Here is a 20,742-nt window from a genome sequence, read left to right as displayed (position 1 = left end):
ACGGCGGTCGCATACGGTCGCCGCGGCTCACCGCCCGGCCGCCGGCAGCCCTCGCTACGCCGCCCTCAGCGCCCCCTCGATGTCCGGGAAGGCGAACGTGAAGCCGGACTCCAGCAGCCGCTTCGGCAGCACCCGCGCGCTGCCCAGGACGTCCCCGGCCATCTCCCCGAGCACGGCCCGCAGCACCGGCGCGGGCACCGCGAACAGCGTCGGCCGGTGCAGCACCCGCCCCATGGCCGCCGTGATCTCGCGGTTCGTCAGCGGGGCCGGGGCGGTCAGGTTGAAGGGCCCGGACAGCCCGTCGGTGTCGATCAGGTGCCGGATCGCGGCGACCTCGTCGTGCAGCGAGATGTACGACCAGTACTGGCGCCCGTCGCCCATGCGTCCCCCGAGCCCCGCCTCGAACAGCGGGAACAGCCTGCCCCAGGCCCCGCCCCCGCGGGCCACCACCAGCCCCGTGCGCGTGAACACCGTCCGTACCCCCGCCTCCCGCGCGGGCGCCGCGGCGGCCTCCCACTCCACGCACAACCGCGGCAGGAAGCCGTCGCCGGGCGGCGCGCTCTCGTCGACCGCCCGCTCGCCGGTCTCGCCGTAGTAGCCCATCGCGCTGCCGTTCACGAACACCCGCGGCTTCTGCTCCAGACCGGCGACCGCCTCGGCCAGCGCCGTGGTGCCGAGCACCCGGCTGGTCCTGATCCGCCTCTTGTAGGTGTCGGTCCAGCGGTGATCGCCCACGCCGGCGCCGGCGAGGTTGACCACGGCGTCGCACCCGGCGAGCCCGGCCGCGTCCACCCGCCCGTCCTCCGGGTCCCAGTGGATCTCGTCCTTCGCCCGGGGCGGCCGCCGCACCAGCCGCACCACCTCGTGCCCGTCGGCGGTCAGGGACCGCACCAGGGAGCCGCCGATGAGACCGGACGCGCCTGCCACCGCGATTCGGGAACGTTCCATGCGCCCATTCTGCTCGACGCACCGGTTTCATAAGGTGACCGTCATGCCCGTTGCGCACATCCGCCACGCCACCCTCGACGACGAGGACGCCCTGGGGCGCCTCGACCGCGTCACCTGGTCCCCGCTGCACTCCGTGCAGCCGCGCCCCCAGCCGCCCTACGAGCCCTTCTACGACGAGCGGTTCGGGCCGCGGGACCACCTGGTCGCGGAGCTGGACGGACGGGTCGTCGGCTACGTCCGGCTGGGCTCGCCGACCCCGCTCGCCTGCAACGCCCACGTCAAGCAGATCCAGGGACTGGCCGTGGCCGAGGAGGCGCGCGGCGCCGGTGTCGGACGGGCGCTGCTGCGGGCGGTGTGCGAGGAGGCCCGCCGCCACGGCGCACGCCGGCTCACCCTGCGCGTCCTCGGCCACAACACCCCGGCCCGCCGGCTCTACGAGGCCGAGGGCTTCGCCGTGGAGGGCGTCCTGCCGGGCGAGTTCCTGCTGCAGGGCGCCTACGTCGACGACGTCCTCATGGGACGCGCTCTCTGAGCGAGCGGACCGCGCTACGACGTGACCAGGTCACCGGTGTCCACCGCCGCCGTCGAGGCCGCCGCGCGCCGGGCGTCGGAGGAGACCTCGGCCGCCGTCAGCACGTAGCCCGTCTCGCTGTCCGTGGTCGAGCGGGCGAAGACCACCCCGTAGACCCGGCCGTCGGTGGTCAGCAGCGGGCCGCCGGAGTTGCCGGGCCGGACGGTCGAGCGGATCGAGTAGATCTCACGCGTCACGGTGGCGTCGCCGTAGATGTTCCGGCCGGTGGCCCGCACCCGGCCCGCGACGGTCGCCGCCTGCAGGTTCAGGTCGCCGTCCTGCGGATAGCCGGCCACCACCGCCGAGTCCCCGCGCGAGGCGCCGGTGTCGAAGCGCAGCACGGGGGCGCGCAGCCCGGGCACGTAGAGCACCGCCACGTCCCGGTCCGGGTCGAAGAGCACCACCCGGGCGTCGTAGGACCGCCCGACCCCGCCGACGCGCACGCTCGGGCCGGTGATGCCGGCCACCACGTGCGCGTTGGTCATCACGTGGTCGCGCGCGTACACGAACCCGCTGCCCTCGCGGCCCTGGTCGCCCGAGGCGCCCTCGATCTTCACCGTGCTGAACCTGGCGGCGTTCGTGGCGCTCGCCGTGACGCTGTCGCCGCTGGGCTTGGCGACCTGGGCCGTCGACTCGTTCTCGAAGGGGTTGAAGACCTGCGGGAAGCCCGCCTGGGTGAGGGCGGAGGTGGCCCGCGAGAACCAGGCGGGGGTCGTGTCCGGCATCGCGTCCTGCACCGCGCCGAGCACCGCCGAGTCCCGGATCGCCGTCGTCACCAGCGGCGAGGAGGACGCGCCCAGGACGCTCGCGGCCACCCACGCCACGATCAGCACCGCCACCGAGTTGGCCGCGGCGCCGCCGACCCCGTCGGCCACCCTGAGCGGCCCGTGGTCCAGTTCCCGGCGCAGCCGCAGCGCCAGCCGCCCCGCAAGCTCGTGACCCACCACGGCCGGGACCAGCACGGTCAGCACCGCGGTCACGGTCGCCCGGGTGGTGCCCGCGGTCACCAGGTCCATCACCCACGGCAGGATCCACACGCCGAGGACCGCACCGCCCACGAACCCGGCGAGCGAGACGCAGCCGGCCACCAGCCCGCGCCGGTAGCCGGACACCGCGTAGGCCACCACCACCAGCAACAGCAGGATGTCGAGCAGATCCACCAAGCCGCCTTTCTCTCAGACCCCCGGTCACGCGTTAGTACGAGCGGGACGGGCCCAGTGATCAGCTACGCACGCGGGGGGCCCGGAACCGGCCACGCGCGCGCGTGTACCGGGAAAAACGTCTCGGACCAGGACGATGGTTCCACCGGGTGGCACAGCACACATCGCGGACGGTGCGGATCGGTCCGAAAGTGAACTCATGCGTGTCCGAAGACCGCGAGGAACAGGGCGGGCGCACCGAGGGCGGGTACCCCGTCCCGCGCTCGTGCTGCTCTCCTGGCTGCCCGGACTGGCCGCCGTCCTCGGACTCGCCCTGTGCGCGGACGGCGTCGGGCGCCGGGGCGCCCAGGACGGTCCGCCCGCCGGGGCGCGCGCCGTCCTCCGGCACACCGCGCCGAAACCGCGCATCGTGCCCCGGTCGGCGTGGCTGGACACGCTCACCCGGCACGCCCAGCCGCCCCCGCGCTACGACGACGAGGTCGTCGCGGTCTTCGTCCACCACACCGACTCGCCCAACGGCTACGACTGCGCCGACGTGCCGCGCATCATCCGCTACCTCTACGCGGGCCAGACCGGGGCCCGGAACTGGGACGACATCGGCTACAACTTCCTCGTCGACCGCTGCGGCACCATCTACGAGGGCCGGGCGGGCGGCGTCGACCGCGCCGTCACCGGCGCCCACACCCAGGGCTTCAACCACCGCACGGCCGGCATCGCCGCGATCGGCACCTTCACCGCGGGCGTCCCCGTGCCGAAGGCCATGACGGACGCGATCGCCGCCCTCGCCGCCTGGAAGCTGGGGCTGGCGGGCGTCGACCCGCGCACCGAGGCACGCCTGGTCTCCAGCAACAGCCACAGCCGCTACCCCTCCGGCGCCACCGCCGTCCTGCCGGCCCTCGCCGGCCACAAGGACGCCTACATGACCTCCTGCCCCGGCCGGGCCCTCAGCTCCCGCCTCCCGGCGATCCGGCGGCAGGCGGCGCGGCTGCAGGGGCGTATCCCCTAGGACTGCGGGGGCGGGTCCCCGCGGAGCGCCCGGGGCCCGCTCACAGGCGCCTCCCAGCCGTCTCACCGGGTCCGCCGAGGTCGCCCGCCCAGGATCGGGCACACGCACCGACCGGAGGTGGGAAAGACATGAACAGCAGTCGCACCGGCGGCACCGCCCGGGCCGTCCGCGGTCCCTGGGCGGCGCTCTGCGCGGCCGTCGCCGTCGTCCTGGGCCCGGCGGCCGTCACCGCGCCCGCGCTCGACCAGGCCAACGCGGCCCCGACGCACCACCCGGTGAGGGCCGGCCGTACGCAGGCCCGCGTCCCCCCGGGCACCGCCCGCCGGCGGACGGCCGGGGCCTGACCCTCAGCCTCCGTCGCCGCCGGCCAGTCCCAGGAACCGCTCACCGGACGGATCGACGTCCACCGCGAGGCCGTTCATGAGGCCCGCCAGCATGACGTAGTAACCGGTGGTCGTCACGATCTCGACCACCTGCCGGTCGCTGACGTGGTCGCGCAGCGCCGCCAGCGTGCCCTCGGACAGGGTGTGCCGGGCCACCTGCTCGAACGCCGCGGTCACCGCCGCCGACTCCGTCGGGTCCAGCTCCGGCCCGTCGGCGCGCTGTTCGGCGATCGCCGCCAACTGCTCCGGCGTGACCCCGGCGGCGAGCGCGATCGGGCTGTGCTGGACGGACAGATAGGTGCACCGCGTGCCGGACGCGACCGCCAGCACGACCAGTTCGCGCAGCCGGACCGGGAGCGTCGACTCGCGCAGCACGGCCAGGCCCAGATCGATCGCCGGGCCCGTCAGCGGCGGGGCGTGGGAGAGCATGCGGAAGGCGTTCAGCGGCACGGGCAGCCTGGCGACGGCGTCGGCGGCGCATTCCGGGTACGGGATGCGGGCCATGGTCCCCCTGACGTCGAAACGGTGGTCGTCAATCCCTGAACCGGTCCCAGAGCTTGGGATAGCGCTGTGCCAGCACCCGCTCGTTCTCGAAGTCGAGCGGCGCACCCTCCGGCTCCGCGGGCGCGGGCGGGAGGCCGAGGTCGGGCGCCACGGTCCCGGTGAGCTGCTCGTAGGCCTCGTCCGCCGCGTAGCCCAGCTCCTCCCCGTCGCCGTCGACCTCCTCGTCGAAGTCGTCCAGGAGGTCGGCCAGCGCGTCGGGCTGGTGCACGGCGCCCTCGTACACCTCGCGTCCCTGACCGATCAGCCAGCACCGGAAGAAGTCGAACGCGTCGTCGCTCGCGCCGTCGAGCAGGACCCATGCCGCGCCCCACAGGTCCCAGGTGTACGCGCGGTTGTAGCGGGCCTCGAAGTGACGGGCGAAGTCCAGGACCAGGTCCGGGTCCAGCTGCAGCAGCCGGTCCACGAGCAGGTCGGCCTGTTCCTCCGGGTCGCCCTCGGCGGCCTCGCGGGTGGCGTCCACCAGCTCCCAGAACTCCGTCTCGTCCATCACGGGTCAAGCATCGGCCCTGGGCGGGTGGGGCGCACGCGGAGTGCCACGGATTGTTATGTCCCGTACAGGCGGGCCAGCCGGGCCGCGTCGTCGGCGAAACGCGCCCGCAGGGCCGGCGGAGCCAGCACCTCCGCCTCGGCGCCGAGCCCCGCGAGCTGGCCGTGCGCGACCTCCTCGGACTCCACGGGGAGCGTCAGCGTCACCCAACCGTCCCCGTCCGGCGCGCCCGCGCCCGCGAGGGCCTCCCGCGCGGCGGCGGGATCGACGGCGTACGGCAGCCTTCGCGCACCGGCGGGCGAGAGCCGCAGGACGACCTCGGAGTGCAGGATCGACCGCGCGAACTGCTCGGCCCGCTCCTTCCAGAAGGCCGGCAGGTCGAACTCCCCGTCGCGCGCGAACCGCTCCTCGCCCGTCCTGACGGCCGTGAACCGGTCGATGCGGTACACCCGGTACGACCGACGCTCCACCACCCGCGCACACAGGTACCAGACCCCGGCCTTGAGCACGAGCCCGTAGGGCTCCAGCTCGCGCTCCACCTCCGCCTCCCGGCCGCGGTAGCGCGCGGTGATCCGGCGGTCGTCCCAGACCGCGTCGGCGACGGCGGGCAGCAGGCCGGGCGCCTTCGGCTCGGCGAACCAGTTGGGGGCGTCCAGGTGGAAGCGCTGCGCGGCGCTGCGGGAGGCGTCCCGCAGCGACGGGAGCAGGGCGGCCGACACCTTCAGCCGAGCGGCGGAGGCGGCGTCCTGCAGCCCCATCTCCCGCAGCGCCCCAGGCACCCCGCTCAGGAACAGCGCCTCGGCCTCGCTCCGGGCCAGCCCGGTCAGCCGCGTCCGGTACCCGCCGACGAGCCGGTACCCGCCGGCCCGCCCCCGGTCCGCGTACACCGGCACCCCCGCCTCGGACAGCGCCTGCGCGTCCCGCGTGACGGTCCGCTCCGAGACCTCCAGCTCCCGCGCCAGCTCGGCGGCGGTCATCGAATGCCGTGCCTGCAGGAGCAGGACCATCTTGATGAGGCGGGCAGCGCGCATACGGCCATCATGCTGCGTCGCCGGGCGCGGGCCCGCGGTGAGGGGTGTGGGGGACCGGGGCGAGCGGCCTCCCGCACCCGCGGCCGGGGTTACAGCCCGTACCGCTCCCGCGCCTCCTTCACCGCCGTCGCCTTGACCTCGCCGCGCCGGGCCAGCTGGGCGAGCGCCGCGACGACGATCGACTCGGCGTCGACGCCGAAGTGGCGGCGGGCCGCCTCGCGGGTGTCCGAGAGGCCGAAGCCGTCGGCGCCGAGCGAGGAGTAGTCCTGCTCCACCCACTGCGCGATCTGGTCCGGGACCTGGCGCATGTAGTCGGAGACCGCGAGCACCGGGCCCTCGGCCCCGTGCAGCGCCCGGCGGACGTGGGGGACACGCTCCTCGCCGCGCAGCAGGGCCTCGTCGGCCTCCATCGCGTCGCGGCGCAGCTCGGTCCAGCTGGTCGCCGACCAGACGTCCGCGGCCACGCCCCACTCCCCGGCGAGCAGCTTCTGCGCCCGAAGGGCCCAGTGGATCGCCGTGCCGGAACCGAGCAGCTGGACGCGCGGGGCGTTGGCGGCCGGCGCGAGCCCGGCCTCCTCGGCCGTGTTGAAGCGGTACAGGCCCTTGACGATGCCCTCGTCGATGCCCGCCGCGGACGGCTTCGCCGGCTGCGGCAGCGGCTCGTTGTAGACGGTGAGGTAGTAGAAGACGTTCGGGTCCTCGCCCGGCGCCGTCTCGCCGTACATCCGGCGCAGACCGTCCTTGACGATCGCCGCGATCTCGTACGCGAAGGCCGGGTCGTAGGTCAGCGCCGCCGGGTTGGTCGCGGCGATGACCGGCGAGTGACCGTCGGCGTGCTGCAGGCCCTCACCGGTCAGCGTGGTCCGGCCGGCGGTGGCGCCCACCAGGAAGCCGCGGCCGAGCTGGTCGCCGAGCTGCCACATCTGGTCGGCCGTGCGCTGCCAGCCGAACATCGAGTAGAAGATGTAGAACGGGATCATCGCCTCGCCGTGCGTCGCGTACGACGTCGAAGCGGCGATGAAGTCGGCCATGGAGCCGGCCTCGGTGATCCCCTCGTTGAGGATCTGGCCGTTGGCGGCCTCCTTGTAGTACATCAGCTGGTCGCGGTCGACCGGCTCGTACGTCTGGCCCTTGGGGGAGTAGATCCCGAGGGAGGGGAAGAGCGACTCCATGCCGAAGGTGCGCGCCTCGTCGGGCACGATCGGCACCCAGCGCTTTCCGGTCTCCTTGTCGCGCACCAGGTCCTTGACCAGGCGGACGAAGGCCATGGTGGTCGCCACGTTCTGGGAGCCGGAGCCCTTGTCGAAGGAGGCGAACGCCTTCTCCGCCGGGGCCGGCAGCGGGGCGAGGGCGTGCGTGCGGCGGGCCGGGGCCGGGCCGCCGAGGGCCGCGCGGCGCTCCTGGAGGTAGCGCACCTCGGGGGAGTCGGCGCCGGGGTGGCCGTAGGGGACCTGGCCGTCGGCGAACCGCGCGTCCGGGATGGGCAGTTCGAGCAGGTCGCGCATCGTCTTGAACTCGTCCACCGTCAGCTTCTTCATCTGGTGGTTGGCGTTCTTCGACGCGAAGCCCTCGCCGAGGGTGAAGCCCTTGACGGTCTGGGCCAGGATGACGGTCGGGGCGCCCTTGTGCTCCAGGGCCGCCTTGTAGGCCGCGTACACCTTGCGGGCCTCGTGGCCGCCGCGGGAGAGGTGGAAGCACTCGAGGATCTTGTCGTCGCTCAGCAGCTTCGCCATCTCGGCGAGCGCCGGGTCCTTGCCGAAGAAGTCCTCGCGGATGTAGGCGGCGTCCCGCGTCTGGTACGTCTGCACCTGCGCGTCGGGCACCTCGCGCAGGCGGCGTACGAGCGCGCCGGTGGTGTCGAGCCGGAACAGCTCGTCCCAGGCCGAGCCCCACAGCGACTTGATCACGTTCCAGCCGGCGCCGCGGAACTGGGCCTCCAGCTCCTGCACGATCTTGAAGTTGGCGCGGACCGGGCCGTCGAGGCGCTGCAGGTTGCAGTTGATGACGAAGGTCAGGTTGTCCAGGCCCTCACGGGAGGCGAGGGCGATGGCGGCCGTGGACTCCGGCTCGTCCATCTCGCCGTCGCCGAGGAACGCCCAGACGTGGGAGGCCGAGACGTCCTTGATGCCGCGCGCGGTCAGATAGCGGTTGAAGCGCGCCTGGTAGATCGCCGACAGCGGGCCGAGGCCCATGGACACCGTCGGGAACTCCCACAGCCAGGACAGGCGCCGCGGGTGCGGGTAGGAGGGCAGGCCGCCGCCGGCCGCCTCCTGGCGGAACCGGTCGAGGTGCGCCTCGCTGAGCCGGCCGTCCAGGAAGGCGCGGGCGTAGATGCCGGGGGAGGCGTGGCCCTGGATGTAGAGCTGGTCGCCGGAGCCGGGGGAGTCCTGGGACTCCTTGCCCCGGAAGAAGTGGTTGAAGCCCGTCTCGTAGAGCCAGGCGGCGGAGGCGAAGGTGGCGATGTGGCCGCCGACGCCGAGTTTGCTGCTCCGGGTCACCATCGCGGCCGCGTTCCAGCGGTTCCACGCGGTGATCCGGCGCTCCATCTCCTCGTCACCGGGCACGGCCGGCTCGGCGGCGGTCGGGATGGTGTTGACGTAGTCCGTCTCGAGGAGCTTCGGCAGCGCGACGCCGCCCGCCTCCGCGCGCTCCAGCGTGCGGCGCATCAGGTACGCGGCACGGTGCGGGCCCGCCGCCTTCGCGACGGCGTCCAGCGAGGCCTGCCATTCGGCGGTCTCCTCGGGGTCCCGGTCGGGGAGCTGGTCGAGCTCGCTCGGCTGGATGGCGTTGGGGTCGGTCATGTCGCCGCCTTCCTCAGTCGAAGGGGGTTCCCTCATCGGTAAGGGTTCAGAGGTGCCCTTGGTCTTTGGCAGGACAGGGCGCTGGGCCTCGGTTCAGGCCCGTCGGCGACAATAACTCCCTGATCGATGATCGATCAAAGGGTTCAGGGGTAAAACTTCTCGATGACGAGAAAGTCGGCATGCGGTGCCTTCACGGATGGCACCCGGTGCCGCGATTCCGGGGGGTTTTCGCAGGTGAGCGCGGGGATGCTCGGCTGCTTCAGGCCCGCGGCGCGCAGCCGAGCACGTGGGCCTTCACCAGCTCGGCGATCCTCGGGTCCCTCCTGCGGAACGCCTGTACCAGCTCCTCGTGCTCCTCCGCGTACGACTGCTGGACGGTTCCCAGCCAGCGGATGGACAGCGCCGTGAAGACTTCGATGCCCAGGCCCTCCCAGGTGTGCAGCAGCACGGAGTTCCCGGCGGCCCGCACCAGTTCGCGGTGGAAGGCGACGGTGTGCCGCACCTGGCCGGTGCCGTCGGCGGCGCGGTCGGCCCGGTAGAGGGCGGCGACATGCGGCTCCAGGGCCGAGCAGTCCTCGGCCAGGCGCTCCGCCGCGAGTTCCGCCGCGATCGCCTCCAGGCCGGCCCGGACCGGGTAGCTCTCCTCCAGGTCGGCGGCCGTCAGGTTGCGCACCCGCACGCCCTTGTTGGGAGCCGACTCGATCAGCCGCAGCGACTCCAGCTCGCGCAGCGCCTCCCGCACCGGCGTCTGGCTGACCTCCAGCTCGGTGGCGATGCGCCGCTCCACGATCCGCTCGCCCGGCTGCCAGCGCCCGCTGACGATCCCTTCCACGATGTGCTCGCGGATCTGTTCGCGCAGCGAGTGGATGACGGGCGCGGTCATGAGGGCTCCTTCGGGAGGGGCCGCCCATCGGCCCCGGGGGCGTTTGACGTTTCGACCATAAGGCCGCGAGCGCTTTCCGTAGGGGTGCACGGGGGCGCTTTCACGCAGGTGAGACGAGACTTACACGCCGCACAGAGTGCTACCGGGTGTAAAGACCCGTAGCGGAGCGGACCCGGAGCCGTCACCGCCGTGTCACGGCGAGAACCGCCGGGCGCACCCCGCCGTCGCGGTCGGCAGGGGTGCCCGGGCGGGGTGCCCCCGCACCGTCCGGGGGTCGGCATGGACATCGGGGAACGCAGCGGCAGGCTCGGACTGGCGGTCGCGGTGGCCGTCGCGGGCTCGGTCATCGGCCTGGCGGGGTGCCGGCCGATGCCCACGCAGGCGTCCGGCGGCAGCACCCGCCCGGCCGCCACGGTCCCGGTCACGGCACACGGCGGCCGGCGGGTCCCGGTGCCCGCGGTGGCCGCAGGTCCCGGCCGGGTGCGTCTGCCCGCCGGGGCGGACGGGGCGGACCGGGCGCCGAACTCCGGCCACGACGGCCGGGGCGCCCCGGGTACGGGGACGGACCGGTAGGTCCACGGGGCCGCCGGACCCGGCGGGCAGACGCACGGCGGGGGCCTACGGCGGTGCCCCCGCCCGGAGACTCCGGACAGGGGCACCGTCACAGGGACGCGGAGTCTCAGAGGCCGAGCTCGACCTCGAACTCGCCCGCCTCCAGGATCGCCTTGACCGCGGTCAGGTAACGGGCCGCGTCGGCGCCGTCCACCAGACGGTGGTCGTAGGAGAGGGTCAGGTAGGTCATGTCGCGGACGCCGATGACCGTGCCCTCCTCGGTCTCGATGACCGCCGGGCGCTTGACCGTGGCACCGATGCCGAGGATCGCGACCTGGCCCGGCGGCACGATGATCGTGTCGAAGAGCGCGCCGCGCGAACCGGTGTTGGAGATGGTGAAGGTCGCGCCGGACAGCTCGTCCGGGGTGATCTTGTTGGCGCGGACCTTGCCGGCCAGCTCCGCCGTGGCCTTCGCGATGCCGGCGATGTTCAGGTCGCCCGCGTGCTTGATGACCGGGGTCATCAGGCCCTTCTCGGAGTCCACCGCGATACCGATGCTCTCGGTGTCGAAGTAGCTGATCGTGCCCTCGGCCTCGTTGATCCTGGCGTTGATGACCGGGTGGGCCTTCAGCGCCTGGGCCGCCGCCTTCACGAAGAACGGCATCGGGGAGAGCTTGACGCCCTCGCGCGCGGCGAAGGAGTCCTTGGCCTGGGCGCGCAGGCGCATCAGGCGGGTGACGTCCACCTCGACGACCGAGGACAGCTGCGCCTGCTCGTGCAGCGCCTTGACCATGTTGTCGCCGATGACCTTGCGGATGCGCGGCATCTTGACGGTCTGGCCGCGGAGCGGGGAGACCTCCAGCGCCGGGGCCTTCCTGGCCGGGGCGGCAGCGGCGGCGGGAGCCGGGGCGGCAGCGGCGGCCTTCGCGGCCTCGGCGGCGGCGGTGACGTCCTGCTTGCGGATACGGCCGCCGACGCCGGTGCCCTTGACGGTGGACAGGTCGACGCCGTTCTCGGCGGCGAGCTTGCGCACCAGCGGGGTGACGTAGGCGCCCTCGTCGGTCGCCTTGGCGGCGGCCGGGGCGGGAGCCGGAGCGGCCGGAGCCGCCGGGGCGGGCGCCGGAGCCGGGGCGGGCGCAGGGGCGGACGGCGCCGGGTCCGGAGCCGGCGCCGTGACCTGCTGCGGGGCCGGGGCCGACGGGGCCTGCGGGGCCGGGGCGGGTGCCGGGGCCGCGGGGGCGGCCGGAGCCGGGGCCGGAGCCTCGGCGGCGGGCGCGGGGGCCGGGGCGGCGGGGGCCGGGGCGGCCGCGGGAGCGGCACCCGCGGCGCCGATGACGGCGAGCTTGGCGCCGACCTCGGCGGTCTCGTCCTCACCGACCACGATCTCCAGCAGCGTGCCGGAGGCGGGCGCCGGGATCTCGGTGTCGACCTTGTCCGTGGAGACCTCGAGCAGCGGCTCGTCGGCCTCGACGGAGTCGCCGACCGACTTCAGCCAGCGGGTGACGGTGCCCTCGGTGACGGACTCGCCGAGCGCGGGCAGGACCACGTCCGTGCCGGACGCGCCGCCCGCGGGGGAAGCAGGCGCGGCGGGGGCGGCGGGCGCGGGGGCCGGGGCGGCCGGGGCCTCGGCGGCCGGCGCCGGGGCGGGCTGGGCGGCGGGGGCCGGAGCCTCCGCGGCGGCCGGGGCGGGCGCGGCGGCGGCCGCCCCGGAGCCGTCGTCGATGACGGCGAGCTCGGCGCCGACCTCGACCGTCTCGTCCTCGGCGACCTTGATGCTGGCGAGGACACCGGCGGCGGGCGAGGGGATCTCGGTGTCGACCTTGTCGGTCGAGACCTCGAGCAGCGGCTCGTCGGCCTCGACGCGCTCGCCCTCGGCCTTCAGCCAGCGGGTGACAGTGCCCTCGGTGACGCTCTCGCCGAGCGCCGGAAGGGTTACGGAAACCGCCATGGTTTCGGTTGCTCCTTAGGAATTGCGGAAGTCTGTGTCGTCGCGGAGTCGCTTCGTCGACCGAGGGTCAGTCGTGCGAGTGCAGCGGCTTGCCGGCCAGAGCAAGGTGGGCCTCGCCCATCGCCTCGTTCTGCGTCGGGTGGGCGTGGATGAGCTGGGCCACCTCGGCCGGCAGCGCCTCCCAGTTGTAGATCAGCTGGGCCTCGCCGACCTGCTCGCCCATGCGGTCGCCGACCATGTGGACGCCGACCACGGCACCGTCCTTGACCTGGACGAGCTTGATCTCACCCGCGGTGTTGAGGATCTTGCTCTTGCCGTTGCCGGCGAGGTTGTACTTCAGAGCGACGACCTTGTCCGCACCATAGATCTCCTTGGCCTTGGCCTCGGTGATGCCGACGGAGGCGACCTCGGGGTGGCAGTAGGTCACCCGCGGGACACCGTCGTAGTCGATCGGGACGGTCTTCAGACCGGCCAGGCGCTCCGCCACCAGGATGCCCTCGGCGAAGCCGACGTGCGCGAGCTGGAGCGTGGGGACCAGGTCCCCGACGGCGGAGATGGTGGGCACGTTGGTGCGCATGTACTCGTCGACCAGGACGTAGCCGCGGTCCATGGCGACGCCCTGCTCCTCGTAGCCGAGACCGGCGGAGACCGGGCCGCGGCCGACGGCCACCAGCAGGACCTCGGCCTCGAACTCCTTGCCGTCGGCGAGGGTGACCTTGACGCCGTCCTGCGTGTACTCGGCCTTCTGGAAGAACGTGCCCAGGCTGAACTTGATGCCGCGCTTGCGGAACGCGCGCTCGAGCAGCTTGGAGGAGTTCTCGTCCTCGACCGGGACGAGGTGCTTCAGGCCCTCGACGACGGTGACGTCCGCACCGAAGGACTTCCAGGCGGAGGCGAACTCGACGCCGATGACGCCGCCGCCCAGGATGATCGCGGACTTCGGCACGCGGTCCAGGACGAGGGCGTGGTCGGAGGAGATGATGCGGTTGCCGTCGATCTCCAGGCCCGGCAGCGACTTCGGCACCGAGCCGGTCGCCAGCAGGACGTGGCGGCCCTGGACGCGCTGCCCGTTCACGTCGACGGAGGTGGGGGAGGACAGCCGGCCCTCACCCTCGATGTAGGTCACCTTGCGCGAGGCGATGAGCCCCTGCAGGCCCTTGTACAGGCCGGCGACGACGCCGTCCTTGTACTTGTGGACGGCGGGGACGTCGATGCCCTCGAAGCTCGCCTTGACGCCGAACTGCTCGCTCTCGCGGGCCTGGTCGGCGATCTCGCCCGCGTGCAGCAGGGCCTTGGTGGGGATGCACCCACGGTGCAGGCAGGTACCGCCGACCTTGTCCTTCTCGATCAGGGCGACGTCCAGGCCCAGCTGCGCCCCGCGCAGGGCCGCGGCGTAACCACCGCTACCACCGCCGAGGATCACTAGGTCGAAAACGGTGCTGGCGTCGTTCGCCACGTCACGTCCTCCATGCATGTGCGCCGTACGCCGGGCCCCTTGGTGCCATACGGGGGGTTGACCGGTCGGTCGGCTGGTGTCCGGCCGCTCTTTCTTCGGCCCTGTGGTGGGGGCCCTGTCCTGCCGTGGCCCATCTTCGCACTTGTCGGAGGTGAACGAGACGCCGGGCCGGTGTGTGAGACGTCCCACGTTCACCTGAGCACCCGCCGGAAAAACCCGGCAATCCGTCGGCCACGAGGGGGCTCCGCCCTACCCGCGCGCGGAGCCCCCTCGCTCATCGCCGCATCAGCCCAGGTCGCCCGAGGCCGTCAGCTCCGCCAGCCGGACCAGGGTCCGCACCGCCGTACCCGTGCCGCCCTTCGGCGTGTAGCCGAACGGGCCGCCCTCGTTGAAGGCCGGGCCCGCGATGTCCAGGTGCGCCCAGGTGATGCCCTCGCCCACGAACTCGCGCAGGAAGAGCCCCGCGACGAGGCCGCCGCCCATCCGCTCGCCCATGTTGGCGATGTCGGCGGTCGGGGAGTCGATGCCCTTGCGCAGGTGCTCGGGCAGCGGCATCGGCCAGGCCGGCTCGCCGACCTCCTCGGCCGCCTCGTGCACCGTGGAGCGGAACGCGTCGTCGTTCGCCATGATCCCGAAGGTCCGGCTGCCCAGCGCCAGCATCATCGCGCCGGTGAGGGTCGCGACGTCCACGATGGCGTCCGGCTTCTCCTGGGAGGCGGCCCACAGCGCGTCCGCCAGCACCAGCCGGCCCTCGGCGTCGGTGTTGAGGACCTCGACCGTCTTGCCGCTGTACATGCGCAGCACGTCGCCCGGCCGGGTCGCGGAACCGGACGGCATGTTCTCGGCGAGCGCCAGCCAGCCGGTGACGTTCACCTCCAGGCCCAGGCGCGCGGCGGCGACCACGGCGGCGAAGACGGCCGCCGCGCCGCTCATGTCGCACTTCATCGTCTCGTTGTGGCCCGCCGGCTTCAGCGAGATGCCACCCGAGTCGTAGGTGATGCCCTTGCCGACGAACGCGAGGTGCTTCCTGGCCCTGGAAGGGGTGTACGACAGCTTCACCAGCCGCGGCCCCGACGCCGAACCGGCGCCGACGCCGAGGATGCCGCCGTAGCCGCCCTTCTGGAGCGCCTTGACGTCGAGCACCTGCACCTTGATGCCGTGCTCCTTGGCCGCGGCCACCGCGACCGCGGCGAACGCCTCCGGGTTGAGGTCGTTCGGCGGGGTGTTGACCAGGTCGCGGGCGCGGTTGAGCTCCTCGGCGACGGCGACGGCGCGCTGGACGGCGGCCTTGTGCTCCTTGTCGCGGGGCCTGGCGCCGAGCAGCGCGGCCTCGCCGAGCGGGGCCTTGCCGTTCTTGGCGGCGCCGCCCGAGGGCGCGGTCTCCTTGTAGGTGTCGAAGGAGTACGCGCCGAGCAGCACGCCCTCGCCGATCGCGCGGACGTCGGCGGCGTCGCCGACGGGCAGGGCGAAGGCGGCCTTCTTCGCTCCGGCGAGGGCACGGGCGGCGCAGCCCGCGGCCTTGCGCAGGGCCTCGGCGTCGAAGGCCGCGTTCGCGTCCTTGCCGGGCTCCTGGCCGAGGCCCACTGCCACCACGAGCGGGGCCTTGAAGCCGGAGGGCGCGGGCAGCTTCGTCACCTCGCCCTCGGCGCCGGACGCGCCGAGGGTCTCCAGGACGCCGGCGAGATGGCCGTCGTAGGCCTTGTCCACGGCCTCGGCGCCCGGCGCCACGACCGGGCCCTTCGCGCCCTTGGCCACACCGATCACGATCGCGTCGGCCCGAAGACCGGGCGCCGCGGCGGTGCTGAGAGTGAGAGCAGTCACGGTGGTGAATTCTCGCTTCCGATGTGAAGTTCCTGTGGTCGATCTGTGTGGGTCGACCGGGCCCGACAGCCGACCCTAGATCCGACCTCAGGGTGCGGTCTCAGCGGGGCCTTCCCCGGTGCGGCGAACACTCCGGACGAGACTACGCGCGTGGGCGCGTCGGCTCATTCCCCGCGTCGTCCCCGCGTCGTCCGCGCCCGCGCCGGTCAGAAGGTGCGGGCCGCAGGCGTGGCGGTGGGCGTCCTGATGCCGAGACCGGTGACGGCCGTGCCGGCCACGCGGTCGGCGAGGGAGCGCCGGGTGGGGGAGAAGACCGGGAGCGCGTTGAGGAAGAAGAAGACGACGGCCAGCGCCCACACGGCGACCGACAGCAGGAACTCGCCCTCCATCAGCAGCACGCAGGCGACGGCGTAGACGGCGATGTCGGCGGCCGTGGTGACGGCGGCGCGCACCGCGGCGCGGCGCGGCGCGCTCGGGGCGACCTTCAGGCCGAGCAGACCCTTGCCGAGGGTGCGCCCGGCGAGGGAGAGGCAGGCCCACTGGTAGAGGAAGGTGACGACGATCAGCAGGCCGAAGGCCTCCTCGACGTAACCGACCGCCTTGTCCCACAGCGACACCCCGAACCCCTCCGAGGCGCTGATCACGTCGCCGCGTGAGGTCAGCAGGTCGAGGCCGCCGCGGGTGGCGAGTCCGGGTACGTCGGCGACGAGCGCGGATATGCGGTGGAAGGTGAGCACGGCCAGCGCGGCGGCGAGCGCCAGCACCAGCGCGAAGTCGATGAACCAGGCCGTGACACGGCGAAGCTTCGGCACGAACGTCCCCCGATCGAATTCCTCTGTCCGTACGGCCGAACAGACTACTGCCCCAGTGACATCACGAGGAGACAGACGGTCGCCGCCGTCTCGGCCAGCCCTCCGAACACGTCGCCGGTCACCCCGCCGAAGCGGCGCGTGCAGTGGCCGAGCAGGAGTTCGGCGACGACCAGCGCGGCGAGCACCGCGGCCGCCGTGCGGACGACGCCGTACGTCCCCAGGAGCGCGCCCGCGGCGGCGGCCGCGCCGGTGACCAGCACCGCGGCGAGCGCCGCCGCCCGTACCGGCACCACACCCGCCACCGCCGCGCCCAGCCCCTCGGGGCGGGCGGCCGGCACGCCGGCCCGCGCCGCCAGGGTGAGCGCGAGGCGGGCGGCGGTCGCCGAGACGACGGCCGCGAGCGCGCCCCGGGCCCACGAGCCGCCGTACGCCTGGGCCAGGGCGGCGACCTGGGCGAGCAGCACCAGGACGAGCGTGAGCACTCCGAAGGGCCCGATGTCCGACTGCTTCATGATCCGCAGGGCGTCCGGTGCGGGCTTGCCGCTGCCGAGGCCGTCGGCGGTGTCCGCCAGACCGTCCAGGTGCAGACCGCGGGTGAGGGCGGCGGGGACGGCGGCGGAGACGACGGCGGCGAGCAGGGCGTCGGCGCCGAGCGCCAGCAGCGCCACGCCGGCCAGGGCCGCGCAGCCGCCGACGACGGCTCCGGCGAGCGGCGCGCACAGCATGCCGCCGCGGGCCGCGTCCCGGTCCCAGCGGGTCACCGGGACGGGCAGCACGGTGAGGGTGCCGAAGGCGAAACGGAGGCCGTCCGGCCAGGGCGTCGAGGAGGGTCCGGGCACCGGCGCAGGTTACCGGGCGGTCGGGAGGAGGGCCGCGACGGGCCTGGATACAGTGCGCATATGGGACATTGGCTGCAGCGGAACATCATCGAGCCGGGCAAGCTTCCGCTGCTGCTCGCCCTCACCGCCTTCGTGCTGACATTCCTGGTCACGCGGGCCGTCACGCGCCTCATCCGGGCCGGCAAGGGCCCCTTCGGCAACGTCAAGGCGGGCGGGCTGCACATCCACCACGTCGTCCCGGGCGTCGTCCTCACGACCCTCGGCGGGTTCGGCGCGGTCGCCAGCGGCCGGCACGGGTTCGGCGCCGCCGCGTTCGCGGTCGTCTTCGGCATGGGGGCGGGGCTGGTCCTCGACGAGTTCGCGCTGATCCTGCATCTCGACGACGTCTACTGGAGCGAGGAGGGCCGCAAGAGCGTGGAGGTGGTCGTCCTCACGGCGGCCCTGGTGGGCCTGATGCTCGCGGGCTTCGCGCCGTTCGGCGTGAACGGCATGACCGAGCAGGAACTGCAGGACCGCGGCAGCGTGATCTCGACCGTGGTCGTCAACTTCCTGTTCTCCCTGGCCGTCCTGAGCAAGGGCAAGACCCGGATGGCCGTGTTCAGCGTGATCGTCCCGTTCATCGGCCTGATCGGCCTCGTCCGGCTGGCCCGTCCCGGCTCCCCCTGGGCCAGGCGCTTCTACCGCCGCCGCCCCCGCGCCCGCGCCAGAGCCACCCTCCGCGCCTACCACCACGACCGCCGCTGGCTGGGCCCCCGCCGCAAATTCCAGGACTTCCTGGGCGGCAAGCCGGACCCGGCACCGGGCCGCGCGCTGACCCGGTGACGGCGCTCACGGCACGGCGGGCCTGCTCCCTCCGGCCGGCGGGCGGGACCTGAACGCTCAGCCGTCGCCGTACTCGCCGCCGGTGCTCTCGCGGTGCGGGACCAGGGCTGCCGTGGGTCCGGTGCCGTCGCGGGCTGCGCGGGTTCCCGCGCGGGGGTCCGGTGGCGGTTCCCGGCGCCGTCGGCGCAGCGCCGGGAGCGCGCACAGCAGGACCGTCACGACGATCGCCGCCAGGTGTTCCTTGCCGGCCAGGTTGCCCTTGAGCGCGGCCTCGGCCGCCATGGCGGCCGTCACGGCGCCGGCCGTGGTGTACGCGCCGTAGCGCCAGCCGAGGAAGACGGCCAGGCCCACGACCGCCGCCGAGGGGCCCGTGTCGATCACGGCGGCGTCCGAGGGCGGCAGGCCCAGGGGGCTGTCGAAGCCCAGCCGGACGCCCGCACGGGCGTAGAGCGTTCCGGCGAGGGTGGCGGCGTAGGCGATGACGAGGGTGTGCCGTAGGCCCAGGCAGAGTTCCGCGATGCCGAAGACGAGGAGGACCTGGGCGAGTGCGCCCCACACGGGGAGGTCCAGGGCCGGGACGAACAGCGAGAGAGGGGTGCGCAGCAGGGCCGGCCACACCGGGTCCTCCGCCCGCACCACCCCGACGTCCTGCACGAACCGGTAGCCCCAGGGCTGGTTCTGGACCAGTTGCGCGAGAGCCGTCAGACCCACCGCCCCGAGCGTCCCCGGGAGCGCCCGCCAGCGCCGCGCCAGCAGCGGCTCGCGCGCCGTGACGTACAGCAGCCCCCATTCGGCGCGCGCCCAGCGGGCGAGGGCCCTCACGCGGTGGTCCTCATCGGTGGGTCCCCAGGTGCTCGCGGCGCAGCCACTTCGGCAGCCCCGGTGCCGCGGGGCCCGCCGTCAGGAACCCCTCCGCCCGCGCCGCGGCGATGGCGATGCGCGGCAGGTCCGCGCTCTTCTCGAACAGCAGGAACCGCGGCTCCCAGATGGGCCGGTACTTCGCGTTGGCGCGGTACAGGGACTCGATCTGCCACCAGCGCGAGAAGAAGCTGAGCAGCGAGCGCCACAGCCTCAGCACCGGCCCGGCACCCAGCCGCGCCCCCCGTTCGAAGACCGACCGGAACATGGCGAAGTTCAGTGAGACCTGGGTGACCCCGATGTCCCGGGCGCGGCGCAGCAGTTCGAGCACCATGAACTCCACCAGCCCGTTCCCGGAGTCCCGGTCGCGCCGCATCAGGTCGAGGGAGAGCCCGTGCGGCCCCCACGGCACGAAGGACAGCAGCGCCCGCAACTCGCCCGTCCCGTCGGTGCACTCGAGCATCACGCACTGCCCGTCCTCGGGGTCCCCGAGCCGTCCCAGCGCCATGCTGAACCCGCGTTCGGTGGCCCCGTCGCGCCAGTCGTCCGCCCGCCGGAGCAGATACGCCATCTCGTCGGCCGGGATGTCCTCGTGCCGCCGGATCCGCACGCCGTAGCCGGCCCGCCGGACCCGGTTGCAGGCCTGCCGCACGGTCCGCATGGCCCGGCCCTCCAGCGTGAACTCGGCGACCTCCACGATCGCCTCGTCGCCCAGCTCCAGCGCGTCCAGGCCGTGCCGCGCGTACACGGTCCCGGCCTCCTCGCTCGCCCCCATCACCGCCGGGATCCACCCGTGCGCCCGCGCCTCGGCGAGCCACGGCCCGATCGCGCCGGGCCACGCCTCCGGGTCGCCGAGGGGGTCGCCGGAGGCCAGCGAGACACCCCCGACGACCCGGTACGCCACCGCCGCCTTGCCCGTCGGCGACCACACCACGCTCTTCTCCCGGCGCAGCGCGAAGTACCCCAGCGAGTCCCGCTCCCCCTGCCGCCGAAGCAGTTCCCGCAGCCGTTTCTCGTCGTCCTCGCTGAGCGGGTCCACGGTGCGCCGGGAGCGGAAGGCGGCGTAGAGGACGGCGAGGACGAGGACCGTGCTGAGCACGTTGACGGCGACGTTGACCCAGTTCGGCGCGTCCACGCCGGGGAAGCGGGACTCGTCGACGGCGATGGAGACCAGCCGGAAGGTGCCGTAGCGCCAGCGCTCCGGGAAGGTCGAACGGGCCGCGTCCGGCGCCTGGTCGGTGAGTGTCACCAGCAGCCCGGCCAGCAGCGAGGCGGCCAGCGTCCCGCCCACCGCGACCGCGGCGGCGAGCCGGGGGTTGGCGCGGTCGCCCTTGGCGTAGAACTCCCGCCGCCCGGCCAGCAGGGCCGCGACGAAGGCGGCGGTGAGGGCGAGCGAGATCCAGTTCTGGGCGGACCGCCGGATCTCCGGGAACGCCATCGCGAAGCCGAACAGCCCGAGGAACGGGCCCGCCAGTGCGAGGTTGAGGATCCACGCGGCGCGCTTGCGGCGCCGCATGGTCACGGCGAGGAAGGCCGTGAACACTCCGGAGGCGAAGCCCGCGGTCAGCAGGTACGGCGTGAAGAGGTTCTCCTGGTTGTGCCGCCGCACGTCCTGTCCCAGCGACACCCACACGGCACTGAGAAAGTTGACGAACGCGACGGCCCGCAAATACCAGACGGCGAACGCGGCGGCCCGCCGCGAGGCAATTCGGGCATCTCCCATGGATGAGGATCATATGGGCGATGTCCTGATGAACCCCTCCATCTCGGGTCGTCGGTCGGTCGGCTTTCGGTCCGTGT

At 73.6% G+C, this 20,742-nt stretch carries 19 protein-coding genes; 5 read left to right on the top strand and 14 right to left on the bottom strand.

The window, feature by feature from the left end; genetic code table 11:
- Window positions 1-54: 54 nt before the first annotated feature.
- A complete protein-coding gene (locus ACJ9NR_RS11550) occupies window positions 55-948 on the bottom strand; it encodes a TIGR01777 family oxidoreductase (protein WP_412487439.1) in 894 nt (297 codons plus the stop codon).
- 43 nt (window positions 949-991) lie between these two features.
- Between ACJ9NR_RS11550 and ACJ9NR_RS11545 the strand changes: the two genes are divergently transcribed.
- Window positions 992-1,480 (top strand): GNAT family N-acetyltransferase, encoded by a 489-nt coding sequence (locus ACJ9NR_RS11545; RefSeq protein ID WP_412487438.1) that lies wholly within the window; start codon window positions 992-994, stop codon window positions 1,478-1,480.
- Window positions 1,481-1,494: 14 nt separating this feature from the next.
- Here the strand turns inward: ACJ9NR_RS11545 and ACJ9NR_RS11540 are convergent, their stop codons facing one another.
- Window positions 1,495-2,679: a MarP family serine protease gene (locus ACJ9NR_RS11540; protein ID WP_412487437.1), complete on the bottom strand. Its 1,185-nt coding sequence runs from the start codon at window positions 2,677-2,679 to the stop codon at window positions 1,495-1,497.
- Between the two features lie 199 nt (window positions 2,680-2,878).
- On the opposite strand from ACJ9NR_RS11540, the gene ACJ9NR_RS11535 reads away from it, so the two are divergent.
- Together ACJ9NR_RS11535 and ACJ9NR_RS11530 are read left to right on the top strand one after the other, a co-directional pair.
- Entirely contained in the window at window positions 2,879-3,685 is an 807-nt protein-coding gene (locus ACJ9NR_RS11535; RefSeq protein ID WP_412487436.1) for a peptidoglycan recognition protein family protein, read from the top strand.
- Between the two features lie 128 nt (window positions 3,686-3,813).
- Complete coding sequence (locus tag ACJ9NR_RS11530) at window positions 3,814-4,029, top strand: hypothetical protein (protein WP_412487435.1); 216 nt, start codon at window positions 3,814-3,816, stop codon at window positions 4,027-4,029.
- A gap of 3 nt (window positions 4,030-4,032) precedes the next feature.
- On the opposite strand, the gene ACJ9NR_RS11525 is transcribed toward ACJ9NR_RS11530, so the two are convergent.
- The 5 genes from ACJ9NR_RS11525 to ACJ9NR_RS11505 form a co-directional block, all read right to left on the bottom strand.
- Complete coding sequence (locus ACJ9NR_RS11525; protein WP_412487434.1) at window positions 4,033-4,572, bottom strand: carboxymuconolactone decarboxylase family protein; 540 nt, start codon at window positions 4,570-4,572, stop codon at window positions 4,033-4,035.
- Between the two features lie 28 nt (window positions 4,573-4,600).
- Window positions 4,601-5,119, bottom strand: a complete 519-nt coding sequence (locus ACJ9NR_RS11520) for a DUF4240 domain-containing protein (protein WP_412488807.1) — start codon at window positions 5,117-5,119, stop codon at window positions 4,601-4,603.
- A gap of 56 nt (window positions 5,120-5,175) precedes the next feature.
- Window positions 5,176-6,150 carry a helix-turn-helix transcriptional regulator gene (locus ACJ9NR_RS11515; RefSeq protein ID WP_412487433.1) on the bottom strand — a complete coding sequence of 325 codons (975 nt, stop codon included), beginning with the start codon at window positions 6,148-6,150 and terminating at the stop codon, window positions 5,176-5,178.
- An 89-nt stretch (window positions 6,151-6,239) separates the two neighbouring features.
- A complete protein-coding gene (aceE, locus tag ACJ9NR_RS11510) occupies window positions 6,240-8,951 on the bottom strand; it encodes a pyruvate dehydrogenase (acetyl-transferring), homodimeric type (protein ID WP_412487432.1) in 2,712 nt (903 codons plus the stop codon).
- Window positions 8,952-9,210: 259 nt separating this feature from the next.
- Entirely contained in the window at window positions 9,211-9,834 is a 624-nt protein-coding gene (locus ACJ9NR_RS11505; protein ID WP_412487431.1) for a GntR family transcriptional regulator, read from the bottom strand.
- A 279-nt stretch (window positions 9,835-10,113) separates the two neighbouring features.
- Between ACJ9NR_RS11505 and ACJ9NR_RS11500 the strand changes: the two genes are divergently transcribed.
- Window positions 10,114-10,407: a hypothetical protein gene (locus ACJ9NR_RS11500; protein ID WP_412487430.1), complete on the top strand. Its 294-nt coding sequence runs from the start codon at window positions 10,114-10,116 to the stop codon at window positions 10,405-10,407.
- Window positions 10,408-10,513: 106 nt separating this feature from the next.
- Here the strand turns inward: ACJ9NR_RS11500 and sucB are convergent, their stop codons facing one another.
- The 5 genes from sucB to ACJ9NR_RS11475 form a co-directional block, all read right to left on the bottom strand.
- Window positions 10,514-12,334: a 2-oxoglutarate dehydrogenase, E2 component, dihydrolipoamide succinyltransferase gene (gene sucB, locus ACJ9NR_RS11495; RefSeq protein ID WP_412487429.1), complete on the bottom strand. Its 1,821-nt coding sequence runs from the start codon at window positions 12,332-12,334 to the stop codon at window positions 10,514-10,516.
- A gap of 67 nt (window positions 12,335-12,401) precedes the next feature.
- Window positions 12,402-13,790, bottom strand: coding sequence for a dihydrolipoyl dehydrogenase (gene lpdA, locus ACJ9NR_RS11490; RefSeq protein WP_412487428.1), 1,389 nt, complete (start codon window positions 13,788-13,790; stop codon window positions 12,402-12,404).
- Window positions 13,791-14,075: 285 nt separating this feature from the next.
- Window positions 14,076-15,611: a leucyl aminopeptidase gene (locus ACJ9NR_RS11485; protein ID WP_412487427.1), complete on the bottom strand. Its 1,536-nt coding sequence runs from the start codon at window positions 15,609-15,611 to the stop codon at window positions 14,076-14,078.
- 206 nt (window positions 15,612-15,817) lie between these two features.
- Window positions 15,818-16,423, bottom strand: coding sequence for an RDD family protein (locus ACJ9NR_RS11480; RefSeq protein WP_412487426.1), 606 nt, complete (start codon window positions 16,421-16,423; stop codon window positions 15,818-15,820).
- A gap of 44 nt (window positions 16,424-16,467) precedes the next feature.
- Window positions 16,468-17,262 (bottom strand): adenosylcobinamide-GDP ribazoletransferase, encoded by a 795-nt coding sequence (locus ACJ9NR_RS11475; RefSeq protein ID WP_412487425.1) that lies wholly within the window; start codon window positions 17,260-17,262, stop codon window positions 16,468-16,470.
- A 60-nt stretch (window positions 17,263-17,322) separates the two neighbouring features.
- Between ACJ9NR_RS11475 and ACJ9NR_RS11470 the strand changes: the two genes are divergently transcribed.
- Entirely contained in the window at window positions 17,323-18,084 is a 762-nt protein-coding gene (locus ACJ9NR_RS11470; protein WP_412487424.1) for a hypothetical protein, read from the top strand.
- A 57-nt stretch (window positions 18,085-18,141) separates the two neighbouring features.
- Here the strand turns inward: ACJ9NR_RS11470 and ACJ9NR_RS11465 are convergent, their stop codons facing one another.
- Window positions 18,142-18,906, bottom strand: coding sequence for a hypothetical protein (locus ACJ9NR_RS11465; RefSeq protein WP_412487423.1), 765 nt, complete (start codon window positions 18,904-18,906; stop codon window positions 18,142-18,144).
- Window positions 18,907-18,916: 10 nt separating this feature from the next.
- A complete protein-coding gene (locus ACJ9NR_RS11460; protein WP_412487422.1) occupies window positions 18,917-20,665 on the bottom strand; it encodes a phosphatidylglycerol lysyltransferase domain-containing protein in 1,749 nt (582 codons plus the stop codon).
- Window positions 20,666-20,742 lie beyond the last annotated feature (77 nt).

Source organism: Streptomyces sediminimaris (assembly GCF_047049295.1).
Taxonomy (GTDB): domain Bacteria; phylum Actinomycetota; class Actinomycetes; order Streptomycetales; family Streptomycetaceae; genus Streptomyces; species Streptomyces sediminimaris.
The sequence above is the reverse complement of the archived record's forward strand: the minus strand, read 5'-3'. Positions and strand labels throughout refer to the sequence as shown.

Excerpts from the sequence above, each read along its gene's own strand:
- ACJ9NR_RS11550 (WP_412487439.1), bottom strand. The coding sequence starts at position 948 with ATGGAACGTTCCCGAATCGCGGTGGCAGGCGCGTCCGGTCTCATCGGC.
- ACJ9NR_RS11545 (WP_412487438.1), top strand. The coding sequence starts at position 992 with ATGCCCGTTGCGCACATCCGCCACGCCACCCTCGACGACGAGGACGCC.
- ACJ9NR_RS11535 (WP_412487436.1), top strand. The coding sequence starts at position 2,879 with ATGCGTGTCCGAAGACCGCGAGGAACAGGGCGGGCGCACCGAGGGCGG.
- ACJ9NR_RS11530 (WP_412487435.1), top strand. The coding sequence starts at position 3,814 with ATGAACAGCAGTCGCACCGGCGGCACCGCCCGGGCCGTCCGCGGTCCC.
- ACJ9NR_RS11525 (WP_412487434.1), bottom strand. The coding sequence starts at position 4,572 with ATGGCCCGCATCCCGTACCCGGAATGCGCCGCCGACGCCGTCGCCAGG.
- ACJ9NR_RS11520 (WP_412488807.1), bottom strand. The coding sequence starts at position 5,119 with ATGGACGAGACGGAGTTCTGGGAGCTGGTGGACGCCACCCGCGAGGCC.
- ACJ9NR_RS11515 (WP_412487433.1), bottom strand. The coding sequence starts at position 6,150 with ATGCGCGCTGCCCGCCTCATCAAGATGGTCCTGCTCCTGCAGGCACGG.
- aceE (WP_412487432.1), bottom strand. The coding sequence starts at position 8,951 with ATGACCGACCCCAACGCCATCCAGCCGAGCGAGCTCGACCAGCTCCCC.
- ACJ9NR_RS11505 (WP_412487431.1), bottom strand. The coding sequence starts at position 9,834 with ATGACCGCGCCCGTCATCCACTCGCTGCGCGAACAGATCCGCGAGCAC.
- ACJ9NR_RS11500 (WP_412487430.1), top strand. The coding sequence starts at position 10,114 with ATGGACATCGGGGAACGCAGCGGCAGGCTCGGACTGGCGGTCGCGGTG.
- sucB (WP_412487429.1), bottom strand. The coding sequence starts at position 12,334 with ATGGCGGTTTCCGTAACCCTTCCGGCGCTCGGCGAGAGCGTCACCGAG.
- ACJ9NR_RS11470 (WP_412487424.1), top strand. The coding sequence starts at position 17,323 with ATGGGACATTGGCTGCAGCGGAACATCATCGAGCCGGGCAAGCTTCCG.
- ACJ9NR_RS11460 (WP_412487422.1), bottom strand. The coding sequence starts at position 20,665 with ATGGGAGATGCCCGAATTGCCTCGCGGCGGGCCGCCGCGTTCGCCGTC.